This is a genomic window from Nocardia sp. CA-107356 (assembly GCF_050946365.1).
Taxonomy (GTDB): domain Bacteria; phylum Actinomycetota; class Actinomycetes; order Mycobacteriales; family Mycobacteriaceae; genus Nocardia.
In genome coordinates this window covers 8,814,765-8,830,723 of the sequence record NZ_CP191992.1, presented here as the reverse complement: position 1 = coordinate 8,830,723, position 15,959 = coordinate 8,814,765, and the positions used below count along the sequence as shown (strand labels likewise).

At 65.8% G+C, this 15,959-nt stretch carries 12 protein-coding genes; 5 read left to right on the top strand and 7 right to left on the bottom strand.

Annotated features, from left to right (window positions below; translation table 11 throughout):
* Positions 1-849 carry a tetratricopeptide repeat protein gene (locus ACQP1G_RS39915; protein ID WP_433209216.1) on the top strand — a complete coding sequence of 283 codons (849 nt, stop codon included), beginning with the start codon at positions 1-3 and terminating at the stop codon, positions 847-849.
* 285 nt (positions 850-1,134) lie between these two features.
* On the opposite strand, the gene glgB is transcribed toward ACQP1G_RS39915, so the two are convergent.
* From glgB to ACQP1G_RS39900, 3 genes are read right to left on the bottom strand one after another with little or no spacing between them, the layout of a single operon-like run.
* Positions 1,135-3,291 carry a 1,4-alpha-glucan branching protein GlgB gene (gene glgB, locus ACQP1G_RS39910; RefSeq protein WP_433194936.1) on the bottom strand — a complete coding sequence of 719 codons (2,157 nt, stop codon included), beginning with the start codon at positions 3,289-3,291 and terminating at the stop codon, positions 1,135-1,137.
* Positions 3,288-5,291: a maltotransferase domain-containing protein gene (locus ACQP1G_RS39905; RefSeq protein WP_433194934.1), complete on the bottom strand. Its 2,004-nt coding sequence runs from the start codon at positions 5,289-5,291 to the stop codon at positions 3,288-3,290. Before ACQP1G_RS39905 ends, glgB begins: the two co-directional genes overlap by 4 nt.
* Positions 5,292-5,329: 38 nt before the next feature.
* Positions 5,330-5,971, bottom strand: a complete 642-nt coding sequence (locus ACQP1G_RS39900) for a LysE family translocator (RefSeq protein WP_433194932.1) — start codon at positions 5,969-5,971, stop codon at positions 5,330-5,332.
* Between the two features lie 323 nt (positions 5,972-6,294).
* Between ACQP1G_RS39900 and glgP the strand changes: the two genes are divergently transcribed.
* Positions 6,295-8,865, top strand: coding sequence for an alpha-glucan family phosphorylase (gene glgP, locus ACQP1G_RS39895; RefSeq protein ID WP_433194930.1), 2,571 nt, complete (start codon positions 6,295-6,297; stop codon positions 8,863-8,865).
* 334 nt (positions 8,866-9,199) lie between these two features.
* On the opposite strand, the gene ACQP1G_RS39890 is transcribed toward glgP, so the two are convergent.
* On the bottom strand, positions 9,200-9,883 hold the full coding sequence (locus ACQP1G_RS39890) for a hypothetical protein (protein WP_433194928.1): 684 nt from the start codon (positions 9,881-9,883) through the stop codon (positions 9,200-9,202).
* 214 nt (positions 9,884-10,097) lie between these two features.
* Between ACQP1G_RS39890 and ACQP1G_RS39885 the strand changes: the two genes are divergently transcribed.
* Positions 10,098-11,459: an NCS2 family permease gene (locus ACQP1G_RS39885; RefSeq protein ID WP_433194926.1), complete on the top strand. Its 1,362-nt coding sequence runs from the start codon at positions 10,098-10,100 to the stop codon at positions 11,457-11,459.
* Between the two features lie 110 nt (positions 11,460-11,569).
* A complete protein-coding gene (locus ACQP1G_RS39880; protein ID WP_433194924.1) occupies positions 11,570-12,109 on the top strand; it encodes a DoxX family protein in 540 nt (179 codons plus the stop codon).
* A gap of 365 nt (positions 12,110-12,474) precedes the next feature.
* Here ACQP1G_RS39880 and ACQP1G_RS39875 read toward each other — a convergent pair whose 3' ends face one another.
* Complete coding sequence (locus ACQP1G_RS39875; RefSeq protein WP_433194922.1) at positions 12,475-12,990, bottom strand: DUF6924 domain-containing protein; 516 nt, start codon at positions 12,988-12,990, stop codon at positions 12,475-12,477.
* A 292-nt stretch (positions 12,991-13,282) separates the two neighbouring features.
* Positions 13,283-14,425 carry an FAD-dependent oxidoreductase gene (locus ACQP1G_RS39870; RefSeq protein WP_433194920.1) on the bottom strand — a complete coding sequence of 381 codons (1,143 nt, stop codon included), beginning with the start codon at positions 14,423-14,425 and terminating at the stop codon, positions 13,283-13,285.
* A 70-nt stretch (positions 14,426-14,495) separates the two neighbouring features.
* On the opposite strand from ACQP1G_RS39870, the gene ACQP1G_RS39865 reads away from it, so the two are divergent.
* The gene (locus tag ACQP1G_RS39865; protein ID WP_433194918.1) at positions 14,496-15,176 is read left to right on the top strand and encodes a TetR/AcrR family transcriptional regulator; all 681 of its coding nucleotides are present in this window, start codon (positions 14,496-14,498) and stop codon (positions 15,174-15,176) included.
* A gap of 117 nt (positions 15,177-15,293) precedes the next feature.
* Here the strand turns inward: ACQP1G_RS39865 and ACQP1G_RS39860 are convergent, their stop codons facing one another.
* Positions 15,294-15,791, bottom strand: a complete 498-nt coding sequence (locus tag ACQP1G_RS39860; RefSeq protein WP_433194916.1) for a class I SAM-dependent methyltransferase — start codon at positions 15,789-15,791, stop codon at positions 15,294-15,296.
* Positions 15,792-15,959 lie beyond the last annotated feature (168 nt).

The window sequence follows — 15,959 nt, the reverse complement described above, 5'->3', positions numbered from 1 at the left end:
ATGTCCGGTGCGGTGGATCTGTCCAGCCTGAAGCAGCCCCCGGCCGGTGCCTCGGGCGGTGGGGGCGGCGATTACGCCGTCGCCGAGGCGGAGTTCGAAGTCAAGGTGCTGCGCCGGTCGATGCAGGTGCCGGTGGTGGTCGCGCTGTACTCGCAGCGCAGCCCGGGCAGCGTCGAGCTGGTGCACACGCTGGAGCGACTGGTCGCCGAGAGCGACGGCGCCTGGGATCTGGCCACCGTCGAGGCCGAGAGCAATATGCGCATCGCCCAGGCGTTCGGAGTGCAGGGCATTCCGACGGTGATCGCTGTGGCAGGCGGCCAGCCACTCGCGGACTTCCAGGGCGCTCAGCCGGAGCCCCAGGTCAAGCAGTGGCTCAGCGCGGTCATCGACGCTGTCGCGGGCAAGCTCGAGGGCGGCGACACCGAGCCGCAGCCTGCCGAGGACCCCCGTTTCACCGCCGCGGAGGCTGCGCTGGAGCGCGGTGATATGGCCGGTGCCGAAGCGGCCTATGAGGCCATCATCGCCGCCGAGCCGGGCAATGAGGAGGCAAAGAGCGCACTGCGCCAGTTGCGCTTCCTGTCCCGCGCCCAGGCGATCCCGGACTCCGCGATCGCCACCGCGGACGCCGATCCGGCCAACGTCGACGCTGCCCTCGATGCCGCCGACGTGGAGATGCTGCACCAGCAGCCGGATGCTTCGTTCGACCGGTTGATCGCCCTGATCAAGAAGACCGCGGGCGATGATCGCACAAAGGCCCGCACTCGCCTGCTCGAACTCTTCGAATTGTTCGACCCGGCAGAGCCTTTCGTCGTCGCAGCCCGTCGCAAGCTGGCCGCCGCGCTGTACTGAGCGCCGGGCGACAGGCCAGGGGCCGCCCGCGAGGCGGGCAGTAATGGGGACGGACCGAGTCGACTCATCGCCGCTACCCCGGCTGTTCGCGGCCCCATACGCCTTTTCGTGACCACACAGGCACGAGTGCGAGTGTCGTCACGAAAAAGGCGTATCGACGATCAGCAGACCAGCCGTTGCCACCCACACGGCTGTTGGCCATCGCGCACGGTGAACACATGTGCGATCGGACGGTGTGGGATGAAAAGTGCGAGGTGTGCGGCGAGAAGTCTGTCGGCTGGCGCGCTAGGGCTCGGGGGTGAGCCAGACGGCGGTGTTGGGCGCGAGGGCGATGGTGGCGGAGGCGGGGCGGCCGTGCCAGGGATCGTCGGTTGCCTTGACGCCACCGAGGTTTCCGATGCCGGAGCCGCCGTATTCGACGGCGTCGGTATTGAGGATTTCGCGCCAGGTGCCGGTGCTCGGCAGGCCGACGCGGTATTCGACGTGGACCGAGCCGGAGAAGTTGAAGACGCAGGCGATAACCGAGCCGTCGGAGCCGTAGCGCAGGAAGGCGATCACATTGTGGTCGCGGTCGTCGGCCTGGATCCAGGAGTAGCCGCCAGGGCTGGTGTCCTGGCTCCATAGTGCTGGATGGGCGCGGTATACCGCGTTCAGATCCCGCACGGCGGTCGTAATGCCCTGGTGCAGTGGGTTTTCCAGTTCATGCCAGTCCAGGCCGCGGTCGTGCGACCATTCCCGGAACTGGCCGAAATCCTGTCCCATGAACAGCAGTTGCTTACCGGGATGCGACCACATGTAGGCCAGCAGTGCGCGCACGCCCGCCGCCTTGGTGAAGTCGTCGCCGGGCATTCTGGTCCAGAGCGTGCCCTTGCCGTGCACGACCTCGTCATGGCTGATGGGTAGTACGTAGTTCTCACTCCACGCGTACACCAGCGAAAAGGTGATCTCGTTGTGGTGCCAGGAGCGGTGGATCGGGTCGCGGCCCAGATAGCCGAGGGTGTCGTGCATCCAGCCCATATTCCACTTCATGGTGAAGCCGAGACCGCCGACATCGGCGCCGCGAGTGACACCGGGCCAGGTGGTGGATTCCTCGGCGATCGTGACGACGCCGGGGTGGTATCGGTGCACGGTTTCGTTCAGGTCCTGCAGGAAGTCGACGGCCTCCAGGTTTTCCCGGCCGCCGTGCACATTGGGTTCCCAATCTCCTTCGGCGCGTGAGTAATCCAGGTACAGCATGGACGCGACCGCGTCGACGCGCAGTCCGTCGATGTGGAATTCCTCGATCCAGTACCGCGCATTGGCGACCAGGAAGTTGCGCACTTCATCGCGGCCGAAGTCGAAAATGTAGGTGCCCCAGTCGAGTTGCTCGCCTCGGCGCGGGTCGGCGTGCTCGTAGAGCGCGGTGCCGTCGAAGCGGGCCAGTGCCCATTCGTCGCGGGGAAAGTGGGCGGGCACCCAGTCGAGGAGCACGCCGACGCCAGCGGTGTGCATCCGGTCGACGAAGGCGCGGAAGTCGTCGGGGGAGCCGAAGCGGGCGGTGGGCGCGTAGTAGGAGGTGACCTGATAGCCCCAGGAACCGCCGAAGGGATGCTCGGCGATCGGCAGCAGTTCGATATGGGTGAATCCGGTGCCGCGCACGTAATCGGCCAACTGGTTGGCCAATTCGCGATAGCCAAGGCCGGGCCGCCACGAGCCGAGATGCACCTCGTACACGCTCATGGGTGCGCGGGTCGGGTCGGTGCGCTCGCGCGCGGCAACCCACTCGCCGTCAGTCCAGGTGTGGGTGCTCTGTGTGACGACAGATGCGGTGGCGGGCGGCATTTCGGTCGCGAAGGCCAGCGGATCCGCATGATCGACGGTCCGGCCGTCCGCGCCGTGCACCCGGTATTTGTACTTCGTGCCCACCTCGACGCCCGGCACGAAAACCTCCCACACTCCGGAGGAGCCCAGCGACCGCATCGGCGCGGTGTTCCCGCTCCACCCGTCGAAATCCCCGATGACGGTGACGCCGCGGGCATTCGGTGCCCAGACGGCGAACGAGGTGCCGTCCACCTCGCCGTCGAGGGTGGTGTAGTGGCGTGGGTGCGCGCCGAGCACTTCCCAGAGATGTTCGTGGCGGCCCTCGCCGATGAGGTGTAGGTCGAGCTCGCCGACGGTGGGCAGGAAGCGGTAGCCGTCCGCACTGATGATCGTCTGCCCGCCTTGATAATTGGTGACGACGCGGTAGTCCATCAGATCGGGATGCGGTACGACACCGGCGAAGACGCCGTGCCCCAATGGCTTCAGCGGGTGATCGATACCGCCGACCCGGGCGAATGCCGTATCGGCATGCGGGCGCAGCACCCGCACGACGGTGCCGTCCGGATGCGGATGCGCGCCGAGCACCGTATGCGGGTCGGTGTGCGTGCCCGCCGCCAGCAGCATCAGATCCCGGCGCTTCATCGAAAGGTCTTCCGGAAGGCCAGTTCCGCGCGAGCCCGCTGGGATACCGAGGGCAGTGTGAGGATGTGGGCGACCGCCCGCGCCGGATCCAGCCGCACGTAATTCGTCTGCGCCCAGTGGTATTCCTCCCCGCTGACCTCGTCGAACACCACCGGATGGTCATGCCATTCGCGGCCGATCGCGGGCAGGTCGAGCGAGACCATGCCCCATTCGGCGCCATAGGGATTCAGGTTCACCACGACCAGCACGGCATCGCCGCTGACCGGATCGATCTTCGAATAGGCAAGTAGCGCATCGTTGTCCACGTGGTGGAAGTGGATGCACCGCAGCTGCTGTAGCGCCGGATGCGCGCGGCGGATCTCGTTGAGCCGAGTGATCCACGGCTCCAACGATTCTCCGCGTGCCAGCGCCTCGGCGAACGGACGCGGGCGCAGTTCGTACTTCTCCGAATCCAGGTACTCCTCGCTGCCCGGGCGCACCGCCTGATGTTCGAAGAGCTCGAATCCGGAGTAGACGCCCCAGGTCGGGGCCATGGTGGCGGCCAGAACCGCACGGATCGTGAACATGCCGGGCCCGCCGTGCTGCAGGCTCTCGTGCAGGATGTCAGGGGTATTGACGAATAGGTTCGGTCTGGCCTCATCGGCCTTGGCGGCCAGTTCGTTGCCGAATTCGGTCAGTTCCCATTTGGCCACGCGCCAGGTGAAGTAGGTATAGGACTGGCTGAATCCGCGTCGGGCCAGACCATAGAGCCGGGCCGGTCGAGTGAACGCCTCGGACAGGAAGATCACGTCGGGATCGGTGCGCCGGACGGTCGCGATCAGCCATTCCCAGAAGTCGGCGGGCTTGGTGTGCGGGTTGTCGACGCGGAAGATCTTGACGCCCGAGCTGATCCAGTGCCGCACGACGCGCAGGACCTCCGCGTACAGTCCGTCCGGATCGTTGTCGAAGTTGACCGGATAGATGTCCTGGTACTTCTTCGGAGGATTCTCGGCGTAGGCGATGGTGCCGTCCGGGAGGGTGGTGAACCACTCCGGGTGGGCGCTGACCCACGGGTGATCCGGTGCGCATTGCAGCGCCAGATCGAGGGCCACTTCGAGGCCGAGTTCGGTTGCGGTGGATACGAATTCGGTGAAGTCGGCGGTGGTGCCGAGTTCGGGATGGATCGCGTCGTGTCCGCCGTCCTTCGATCCGATCGCCCACGGGGAGCCGACGTCACCCGGCTCGGCGGCGAGTGAGTTGTTGCGGCCTTTGCGGTTGATCTCGCCGATCGGGTGGATGGGCGGCAGATAGATCACGTCGAAACCCATGCCAGCGATGCGCGGCAATTCCTTTGCGGCGGTGACGAAACTGCCGTGGATCGGGTTGCCCTCGGCGTCGCGGCCGCCGGTCGAGCGCGGGAAGAACTCGTACCACGAGCCGTACAGCGCGCGTTGACGTTCAGCTTGCACGGTGTGCTGCGGGCCGCGAGTGACCATGTCCCGCAATGGCGTAGCGCGCAGGATCTCGGCGACCTCGGTGCCGAACGCGGGCGCGACGCGGGCGGGCAACTGCTCATCACTGCGCAGTGCGGCCGCGGCCGCGCGCAACCGGTCGAACTGCTTCTTCGGTACGGCCTGCGCGGCCCGTTCGAATAGCCGCGCGCCGAACTCGAGATCATTGTCCAGATCGGCGGCGCTCTGCCCGACGGCCAGTTTCGCCTCCACCGCCGCCCGCCAGGTGGCGATCGGATCGCCCCAGCCCTCGATGCGGTAGGTCCACGCGCCGGGCAGGTTCGGGACGAAGGTGGCGTTGAAGACGTCGGGCTCGTAGTCCGGCGTCATGCGGATGCGGGTGATCCGCGACGATCCGGGACCGCGCACCGCGAGGGTGGCGGAGACGGCGTCATGCCCCTCGCGCCAGACCACGGTGCGCACCGGAAAGACCTCGCCAACCACTGCCTTGGCCGCGCGGCCGCCGGGGATGGACGGGGCGGTGTCATCGATGGCGATGCGGCCGGTCACGTCGACCAACCTACCGGGTGCGGGGCGGTTGGTCGGGATCAGCGTGCGTCGGCCGCCAGTCCGAGGCCGAGTGCGACCAAGATGGCGCCGAGGGCGCGTTCCACCCGCTGGCGGATGCCGGTTCGACGCAGCCAGGTCCCGGCCCGATCGGCCGCCAGCACGATGCCGACGCACCAGGCCGTATCGATGACCAGCTGGATGGCCGCCAGAATCAGCACGGTCGGCAGCACCGGGCCCGTCGACGGCAGGAACTGCGGCATGATCGTCAGGCCGAAGACGGCCGCCTTCGGATTCGCGGCGATCGAGATGAGCGAGGCGCGGAAGGCCGAGCCGGGGGTGCGGCCGGTCGGCAGCATCTTGGTCATCGTGCTGCCGAATTCGTCGTCGCCGCGCGCGCCGCGCCAGGCCTGTATGCCGAGCCAGATCAGCACCAGCGCTCCGATCACGTGCACCGCGGTATTCATGAACCGGTTCGCGACCAGCAGCACCGACAAACCCGCGCCACCGGCGAGCGTCCACCCGAACACGCCGATCTCGTTCCCGGCCACCGCGGCCAAGCCCGCCGCACGACCATCGCGCACCGCGCGTTGGAGGAACAGTGCGGTCGCGGGGCCGGGCAGGGCGGCCAGAATGAGGCAGGCGAGCAGGAACTGGGGGAGCACATCGATCCAGTGCGGCATCAGCCGATGCTGCCATTTGCGTGGGTCGGCCGCGAGCGGTTATTCCGGTATCCGGGCTGGTTCGTCGACGCTTGCTGTGAGTAGGCGTGTCATACGATCGCTGCGGGCTGATCGGACGCTATCGACATTCTGGTTCGGTGGTGTCGGGAGTTCCTGGGGGAGCGTGTTCGGTCCCGTTCATCGGACCGGCTGGTTGGTGCACGGTGTGAGTGGCCGTATTACCGGCTCGAAAGATGCCGCGAGCGGGATCGGCCGTGGGCGTGGTCCGGTGACCTGGGTCGCTACGGCAACCTGGGGACGCGGCATTCGGTAGGGTTCCGCACGTGAAGGCACTTCGTCGTTTCACCGTCCGTGCCCATCTGCCCGAGCGTTTGGCGGCCCTGGGCGAACTTTCCACGAATTTGCGCTGGTCGTGGCATTGGCCGACGCAGGATCTGTTTGCCGAACTCGATCCCGAGTTGTGGCGCGAGGTGGGCCGTGATCCGGTGCGGATGCTGGGGGAGGTGCCCGCGGCGCGGCTGGACGAATTCGCCGCCGATGCGGACTACGTCGGCCGGGTGGACGCCGTGGCCGCGGATCTGCGCGATTATGTGACGCGTCCGGGCTGGTTCCAGCGGCAGACCGACGAGCCGGTGCGCGGTATCGCCTACTTTTCGATGGAGTTCGGTGTCACCGAGGTACTTCCGAACTATTCGGGTGGCCTCGGGATTCTCGCCGGTGATCATCTGAAGGCCGCCTCGGATCTGGGGTTGCCGTTGATCGGCGTCGGATTGCTGTACCGCTCCGGCTATTTCCGGCAGTCGCTGACCGCGGACGGTTGGCAGACCGAGCACTATCCGGCGCTCGACCCGCAAGGGCTGCCGCTGCGGTTGCTGACCACCGATGGCTCACCGGTGCTGATCCATGTGGCGATGCCCGACCAGCGGGTGCTGCGGGCGCGAGTGTGGATCGCGCAGGTCGGCCGGGTGCCGTTGCTGCTACTGGATTCCGATATCGCCGAGAACGATCCGGAACTGCGCGCGGTCACCGACCGGCTCTACGGCGGTGATCAGGACCACCGGATCAAGCAGGAGATCCTGGCCGGTATCGGTGGGGTCCGGGCGGTGCGCGCATACACACGTGCGGCCGGACTGCCGGATCCCGATGTGTTCCATATGAACGAGGGCCATGCCGGATTCCTCGGTGTCGAGCGGGTCCGTGAATTCGTCTCGACCGGACTGGATTTCGATACGGCGCTGGCCGCGGTGCGGGCCGCGACGGTGTTCACCACGCATACACCCGTGCCCGCCGGCATCGATCGGTTCCCGATGCCGTTGGTGCGCAGGTACTTCGGCGGCGGCCACGGCGAATCCGAATCCGCCATGCTGCCAGGGCTTTCCGTCGACCGGATCGTGGCGCTCGGTCGCGAAGCCGACCCGTCGGTGTTCAATATGGCGCATATGGGTCTGCGACTCGCCCAGCGCGCCAACGGTGTTTCGAAACTTCACGGCGAGGTGAGTCGCGCCATGTTCGCGCCGCTGTGGCCGGGGTTCGATGCGAGCGAGGTGCCGATCGGTTCGGTCACCAACGGTGTGCACGCCCCGACCTGGGCGGCGCGCGAATGGTTCGACAAGGCACGCGAATACATCGGACCCCAGTTGGTCGAGGAGGCGCGCGGTTGGGAGAAGCTGCGCGATGTCGACCTGGGTGAACTGTGGTCGACCCGGAATACCTTGCGCGCCACCCTCGTTGCCGAGGTGCGTCGCCGGGTCCGGGCCTCCTGGTTGGAGCGCGGTGCGGCATCGGCCGAATTGGATTGGGTCGATGGCGTTTTCGATCCGAATGTGTTGACCGTTGGCTTTGCCCGCCGGGTGCCGACCTATAAGCGGCTGACCCTGATGCTGCGCGACCCGCAACGCTTGCGTGCACTGCTGCTGAATCCCGATCGGCCGATGCAGCTGGTCGTCGCGGGCAAGAGTCATCCGGCCGACGACGGCGGCAAGGCGCTGATCCAGCAGGTCGTCCGCTTCGCCGATGATCCCGAGGTGCGCCACCGCATTGTCTTCCTGCCCGACTACGACATGTCGATGGCCCGCTATCTGTACTGGGGTTGCGATGTCTGGCTGAACAATCCGCTGCGTCCGCTGGAGGCCTGCGGCACCTCCGGGATGAAGTCCGCGCTCAACGGCGGCCTCAACCTTTCCATCCGCGACGGCTGGTGGGATGAGATGTACGACGGCGAAAACGGTTGGGCCATCCCGACCGCCGACGGCGTCTCCGACGAACACCGCCGCGACGACCTCGAGGCGGCCGCCCTCTACGACCTCTTCGAACGCACCGTGGCACCGCGCTTCTACGACCGCGATCCTTCCGATATGCCGGTGCGCTGGGTCGAGATGGTGCGCCACACCCTGCAAACTCTCGGGCCGAAGGTGCTGGCCTCCCGCATGGTCCGTGACTACTCCGTCGAGTATTACGCGCCCGCCGCAGCGGCCGGGCAGCGTGCGAGCGCCGACGAATTCGCCGGTGCCCGAGCGATTTCGGAGTACCGCCGCCGAGTGGAGGCCGCCTGGCCTTCGGTCAAGGTCATCCAGGTCGATAGCGCGGGCCTGCCCGATACCCCGATCATCGGCGCCGAACTCTCCCTCGCCGCCCGCATCGACCTGGGCGGACTCACCCCCGCCGACGTCACCGTACAAGCCGTACTCGGCCGAGTCTCCCCCACCGACGACCTCTCCGACATCACCACTTTCCCCATGACCCACACCGGATCCGACTCCGGCGTAGATCTTTTCACCGTCGAAACTCCGGTCCCGCTCTCCGGTGCCGTCGGCTACACGATCCGCGTGCTGCCCCACAACGAGTTGCTCGCCAGCGACGCCGAACTGGGCCTGGTCATCGCCCCGAGTGGCTAACCAACGGTGCCGCGATCGTGATAGCGCCGGATGCGGCGCTCAATGATCTCGGCAACCAGCGGTGCATTCTCAACGGGGAATGCGATGTCGCGCTCCATCTTCCGGTTCCTGATGACGATCCGCTCGCCGGGTGGATCGGACCAGGGGTAGCCGTCTCGGGAGGTGAACCACGCTTCGGCGTGATCTCCGCCGGTGCGCAGGCGGGTTGAACTTCGGCAGGCTGACAGTTTGGGGATCAGGGCCGGCAGAGGCTTCGACGGTTTCTTTACCTCGGCCGGAGGGGCGAAATCAGCTGGGGCGGTGGAGGATTGCTCGAAGATCGGGACGGGCGTAACTATTTTTCGAGTTGGACCAGGCCCTTGGGGTCCCAGGGGAGGGGGCCGGTCGGGAAGCCGAATCGGAGCATGCGGTGCGGGGGAGCGGCTTCGAAGTGGAGGGTGAAGGCGGGGAGGATGCCGTGGATTACTTTGTCGAGTAGGCCGTTGATGTGGGCGAAGCTGGGTTTGGCTTTGACTTGCCAGGCTTCGAATGTGCCTGCGGGGACGTCGATGGTGGTGCGCTTTTCGACTTTGACTTCAACCGGCCAGTGGATCGAATAGGCGAGCCAGAGGTTGATCGTGGCCTTGGCGCCCTTGGTGAAATCCAGGCCGCGGAAGGTGGTGGCGCCGCCGAGTAGGGAGGTCAGGGGGCTGGGGAAGGGTTCGACCTTGCCGCCGAACTGCAGGTGCGCGGTGCCGTCGAAGTTGCCTTCCTCGCGGCTGACCACGGTGTCGCCGAGTTTGCTCTCGGCGACGTAGCTGCGGGTGGAGAGGGTGCCACCGGTGCGGTCGAAGATCTGCTCGACCTCCATGGTGAAGTCGTTCGGCATATCGACCGTCAGCTGGGTGCGGTAGGCGTCATCGCCGTCGTGCTCGACCAGCGAAGTTACCTGGTACTCGGTGGGGTCGGCGCCGACGGCGGCCACGTACTGGGACAGCTCGCCGTCGGCGATGCCTGGATCGCGAAAAGTGTTGCGCACGTTTACTTCCCCTCAAAATGTTCAAGCCACGGATGCGCGCACCGATGCTGGTGAAACGCCGTGCGAAGTTAAGTTAGATCAATCTGTCTGAGATGGCTACCGTGACGCTGCTCACGGAAGTCCGCAGCGGCCCATGGGCCGAGTTCTCGGATTCAGTGAATTGTCGGCTACCGTGCCCTGGCACCCCCGTACCCATTTTTCGACTGGAGAGCCCATGGTCACCGACGTTCTGACGCGAACCCGAGGACGCCTCGACGCGTACTTCGGCATCAGTGCGAACGGCTCGACCGTGAAGCGTGAACTGATGGCCGGAACGATCACCTTCCTGGCCATGTCCTACGTCCTCGCGGTGAACCCCTCGGTGCTCGGCGACGAGGGCGCGCTCGGCGCCAAGGGCATCCCCATGCAGGCGGTTTTCACCGCGACGGCCGTCGCCGCGGTGTTCGGCACGCTGGTGATGGGCGTGTGGGCCAGATATCCGATCGCGCTCGCACCGGGCATGGGACTCAACGCCTTCTTCGCATATTCGGTGGTGCTCGGTATGGGGATCCCGTGGCAGGCGGCGCTGTCGGGAACCTTCCTGTCCGGGCTGATCTTCTTCGCGCTCGCGGTCACCAAAGTGCGCGAACGAATCCTCAATGCGATTCCGATGCAGATGAAGCTGGCCGTCGGCGCGGGCATCGGTATGTTCGTGGCGTTCCTCGGCCTGAAGAATGCGGGCATCGTGGTCAATAGCGACGCCACACTCGTCACTCTTGGCGATTTCACCAAGGGCACCACGCTGCTCGCACTGTTCGGCCTGGTCATGACCGTGGTTTTCCTGGTCATCGGCTGGCACGGCGCGGTGCTGTACGGCATCGTGCTGACGGCCGTCGTCGGCGTCATCAGCGGTCTGGTCGACCTGCCGCACGGTGTCGTCGCGATGCCGAGAGGTCTCGAGCACACCTTCGGTCAGGCGATCATCCATCTGCCGGACGCCTTTACCGGTCAGATGGCCGTCGTCATTCTCACCATGCTGTTCGTCGACTTCTTCGACTGCTCCGGCACCCTGATCGGGGTGGCCAACCAGGCCGGGTTGCTCGACAAGGACGGCAAGCTGCCGCGCGCGGCCAGCGCACTCGCCGCGGATTCGGTGGGCACTATGGCGGGCGCGGTCATCGGCACCTCCACTACCACCGCCTATGTCGAATCGACCGCGGGTGTTTCGGCGGGCGGGCGGACCGGTATGACCGCCGTGGCGACGGCGGGCTGGTTCCTGATCGCCTTGTTCTGCTATCCGATCTTCGCGGTCGTCGCGGGCTCGGCCGCCATTACTGCGCCCGCGCTCATCGTGGTCGGTGTGCTCATGTCCCGTGCGCTCGGCGAGATCGACTGGAACCGGCTGGAGTACTCGATCCCGGCCTTCATCACCGTCATCATGATGCCGCTGACCTACTCGATCGCGAACGGACTGGCGATGGGGATGCTGTTCTACCCGATCGTCATGACCGCGAAAGGCCGTGTCAAAGAGGTGCACCCGGCGATGTGGGCGCTGATGGTGATGTTCCTCGGATATTTCTTCTTCCTGGCCGAATAGCACCTGGGATCGCGTGGTCGGGCTGCACTGTGCGATAATCGGACCGCAGTCCGCTTCATTGCCGAGGCTAAACAGTCACTGTCCGAACCGATGCAGGGATGAGGACCAGCATGACCAACAAAAGCACGCTCGAAAGCAACTCGAGTACCGCGACTCTCGACAACTTCGCCACCGATATCGGCCTCGTGTTGCTGCGCGTGGTCTTCGGCGGCCTGCTCGCCGCGCACGGCAGCCAGAAACTTTTCGGCTGGTTCAACGGTGCGGGTTGGAGTGCCAACGCCGCCACCTTCGATTCGATGGGCTACAACCCGGGCAAACTGTTCGGCACGCTCGCCGGACTCAGTGAATTCACCGGCGGCATCCTGCTACTGCTCGGCCTGCTGACCCCGCTGGCCGCTGCCATCGTGCTCGGCACCATGATCAACGCGATCAACACCACCTGGGGCGGCGGGCTACTGACCGGCAAGGGCTATGAGATGCCCCTGCTGTTCGCCACCGTCGGCGCGGTCGTCGCCTTCACCGGCCCCGGCAAACTCTCCCTCGACAGCGGCCGCCCGTGGCAGCGTCAGGGCATCGTGTGGGCCGTGGCCGCGATCGTGGTGGCCGTGATCGCCGCCGTCGTTACGCTGATCTTGAAGTGGACGCTCTGATCTCGTAGTACCTGCGGCGCGGTGACCGCGGGGGTCGCCGCGCCGCGGCTTTATTTGGGGCCCAATCGGTTTCATATCTCACCGGGGTGCGAGTGCAGCACGAGGACGGTAGTCGCGCCGTGATGGAATTCGTAGCCCGTTTCCCGGAGGGAGGAGCGGATTCCCTTGTCGTGCAGTTCTGTTCGCAGATGTGCGACCAGATCGTCCTGGCGGGCGCCGGAGCCGGCCGGAGATCGCTACTACCGCATAGGCATGCTTGCCCCGGCGAACGGTTGGCGGACGCGGTTACCGGCACGCGGACACGGGAGCCTTGCTGCCGTCATGTGGCAGGAAGCTCTGCATGGTGCACCGCAATTGGCCTGGCGTCAGAAGCCGCGGAACACCCCGTCCGCGTCCACTGCTGATGCGAAGTCCTCGAAGTCCATGTTCGCAAGCGTGAGGTTGACCTCGACCAGCCCTACTTCACGCGGCAGGATCCGGAAAGCCGGCAAGCCTGCGCCGGGTTCACCGCCGCCGCTGTTGTCGACTGCCAGAATCGGGTGCTCCGGATCGCGGATGGTCCGTTCGTCGACGAGGTAGACGTAGTACTGCGATGTGAGCAGCTTCGCGAGGTCTCCGGTCGTCACTGCCTGGAAGTCAGGGGTGTCGACAACGGTCAGCCCGTACTCGCCGCCTTCGCTGTCATAGAACTGATTCACTGCGGCGAGTGTCTCGCGCCAGGCCGCGTCGTCGCTGAAATCTGTCCGCAGCAATAGTGATTCGCCCTCAGGCAATACTCGGTTCACAGGGTTATCGTGCACGACGCTGTCGTGCACGACGTTCGCGGCCGGGTCGTCGTTGCAGCCCACCGTAGCCGACACGATCGCCAGCGCCGCCAGCACTCCGCGGATCACCCTCGTCATCGCACCCTTTCACAGCCATGCCTCGTACTCGGTGCCTGCGCCGAATATCGCGTCACAGCCAGCTTCGGGATTCCGGGGCCGTGAAGTCTGACGCCATCGATTGAGGTTCCCACCAGTGGGTTTCGGTGCCGCGATGGTAGCGGACCCCCGGCCCGTCGGCAGGCGGGTGGGGCCCCACTGCCTGCGCCGAGGAAGTTGCTGAACCTCGACGTGCCCGACACCGCGAACCGGTCGCGTTGGTGACCGGTAAGGGCGCGACCACGGCCTTGTTTCAGTCGGCCACCGCATCGGCCGTGACGTTGAAGAAGTCGACGAGCCCGAAGGGCGCGCGGTCGCCGAGGCAGAGATCCAGCACCTCGCGCGCGTCGGTGTAAAAGGCCTCGCAGCTCGCGAACATCTCTTTTTCGTAGGTGGTGAGTGCCGTTTCGATGTCGTCGGGGTGGGCGGCGATCGCCTTGCCCAGTTCGGCACCATCGAACATCGCCAGGTTCGCGCCATCGCCGGACGGCGGCATCAGATGTGCGGCATCACCGAGCAGCGTTACCCCGGGTACCCGGTCCCATCGGTGTCCGTCCGGGAGCGTATGGATCAAGCGCGCGACCGGAGCGGTCTCGCCTTCGGTGATCAGGGCAACGAGTTCGGTTGCCCACCCGTCGAATTCGGCCGCGATTCGAGCGGTCGCGGTGGTGGGGTCGGTGAAGTCGATGCCGGCGATCCACTCGGCGGAGCGGTTCAACTCGACGTAGGTGTGAATGATGTCGCCCGCTTCGCGGTGCGCGCTGATCCCAGTTCCCGGGGTGAACGCGTACATCGCGCCGACGCCGACCGCTTCGGCTGTCGCGGGGTGCCGTTCGTCGACGTCGTACAGGTAGGTCTCGATGAACGTTGTGCCGATGTATTCGGGTTCGGCGGCGGACAGTAGCGGCCGGATCTTCGACCACGCGCCGTCGGCGCCGACGAGGACGCTGGTGGTCACGGTCGCGCCGTCGGCGAAGGTCAGTTCGTATCGGCCGTCGCCGACGGGCCGGACACCGGTGACCTTGTGTCCCCACTGGACCGTGTCGTCGGGCAGGGAGTCGAGCAAGATGCGGCGCAGGTCGCCGCGCAGCACCTCGGGACGCTTGGCTGTGCCATCGTCGGGGATGTCGAGCAGCACCTTGCCGTGCTGGTCGAGCACGCGCGCCGCTTCGGCGCCCTCGTGGATGATCGCGCGGAACTCGCCGGTGAGTCCGGCCGCCGCGAGCGCGCGCTGTCCGTCGTTCTCATGGATGTCGAGCTGGCCGCCCTGTGCACGGGACTGCGCCGAGCGATCCGCCTCGTAGACCGTCGCGTGGATGCCGTGGACGTGGAGGACGCGTGCGAGGGTGAGGCCGCCGAGGCCCGCACCGACGATCGTGACTGATGTCGTCTTCATACTGTTTCTTTCCCATGTGATTGGAATGCCGTTCCATCGAATATTGGAACAGCGTTCCACCCATGTCAAGATGGAGGCTGTGGCAACCAAGAAGCAGCGGACCGAGCGGCGCACTGATGCGCTGTCGAAAGAGCGGATCGTCGAGACCGCGATCGAAATCCTCGACACCAACGGAGAGGGCGCTCTGACTTTTCGCGCGCTCACGACTCGCCTGGCAACGGGGGCGGGTGCGATCTACTGGCACGTCGCGAACAAGGACGAACTCCTCACCGCGGCCACCACCGCCGTCATCGTCCGCGTCATGGCCGAGGTGAACAAGGGCGCGGAACCACGGGACGCGATCCGAGCCATCACGCTCGGGGTGTTCGACGCGATCGACGCCCACCCATGGGTGGGCGCCCTGCTCTCTGGTGAACCGTGGCAGTCCGCGGTGCTGGAGATCTTCGAGGGCATCGGCGTCCAGGTACAGGCGCTCGGCGTTCCCGAACGAGCGCAGTTCGACTGCGCGTCCGCGATCGTCAACTATGTCCTCGGTCTCGCCGGACAGTACGCCGCAGGTGCTCGTCTCCTACCGCGCGAGACGGATCGATCAGCCTTCCTCGCGACCGTCGCGGCACAGTGGGTGCGCCTCGCCCCTGCGGAGTACCCCTTCGTGCATAAGGTGGCTGCACAACTACCCGAGCACGACGACCGCGAACAATTCCTCGCCGGTATAGACCTCATCCTTGCCGGCATCGAAACCCTCCGATAGGCCACCGTGAGGGTTCGCTCTCGTTGCCTTGCCGAATCTTTCGACGAGTCGGCGCCACCTGTTCCCCACCAACCGACTGTCACGAACATGCGACCGTTGAATACGCGCCTCGGCCAGTCAGGAACCCCAATCACGGTCGAGGCGGTCGGCATAGGTGAAGAGCAGATGCGAGCTCAACACCAGATCGAAACTGTTGTCGGGGAAGGGAAGCGACGGTAGCCGGGCCGCGACATATCGATCGCGATGGGTGGTGAGATCGGCGCCGAAGCGGGCCGCGGCGGCACGGCGCATTTGTCGGTGCTGTTGCGGATCGCCGTAGAAGTCCCACCGGTAGCGGTCCAGATATGCTGTTGCCCAAATGTTTCCGCGATCGGTTTCGGTGCGGGCGAGGGTGCGCAGCCGCTCCGCGGGTTGAGCATAGATCGGATCCGCGGCGATGACTGTGGCACCGAGTTCACTAGCCTCGGTGGTGAAACTTGCTGTGCCGCAGGGACAGTCGAGGATGCGTGCACTGGGGTCGGCGTCGGTGAGTGCGAAGATCGCACGATATTCGGCCAAAGATCTTGCACTGATCAAGAATTCGCCGAGGGTGTCGAAATCTGGTTGGTGCGTCATTGTGAAACGGTCGGACCGGCTGTAAGGGGGACTTGTGGTGTCCCCGCGCCGCGTGCAGGGCTCAGCGCGGGGACCGCCGATACATCCGGTGTGGGAATTGGGCTCTACCGAAGTATCAGATCTCAACTTACTTCTGTATGGAAATAGTGGAGTGCTTTGTGAGTGGCG

Coding starts and splice junctions, on each gene's coding strand:
- ACQP1G_RS39860 (WP_433194916.1), bottom strand. CDS start 15,791: ATGACGCACCAACCAGATTTCGACACCCTCGGCGAATTCTTGATCAGT.
- ACQP1G_RS39880 (WP_433194924.1), top strand. CDS start 11,570: ATGACCAACAAAAGCACGCTCGAAAGCAACTCGAGTACCGCGACTCTC.
- ACQP1G_RS39915 (WP_433209216.1), top strand. CDS start 1: ATGTCCGGTGCGGTGGATCTGTCCAGCCTGAAGCAGCCCCCGGCCGGT.
- glgB (WP_433194936.1), bottom strand. CDS start 3,291: ATGAAGCGCCGGGATCTGATGCTGCTGGCGGCGGGCACGCACACCGAC.
- ACQP1G_RS39865 (WP_433194918.1), top strand. CDS start 14,496: ATGGAGGCTGTGGCAACCAAGAAGCAGCGGACCGAGCGGCGCACTGAT.
- ACQP1G_RS39885 (WP_433194926.1), top strand. CDS start 10,098: ATGGTCACCGACGTTCTGACGCGAACCCGAGGACGCCTCGACGCGTAC.
- ACQP1G_RS39870 (WP_433194920.1), bottom strand. CDS start 14,425: ATGAAGACGACATCAGTCACGATCGTCGGTGCGGGCCTCGGCGGCCTC.
- ACQP1G_RS39900 (WP_433194932.1), bottom strand. CDS start 5,971: ATGCCGCACTGGATCGATGTGCTCCCCCAGTTCCTGCTCGCCTGCCTC.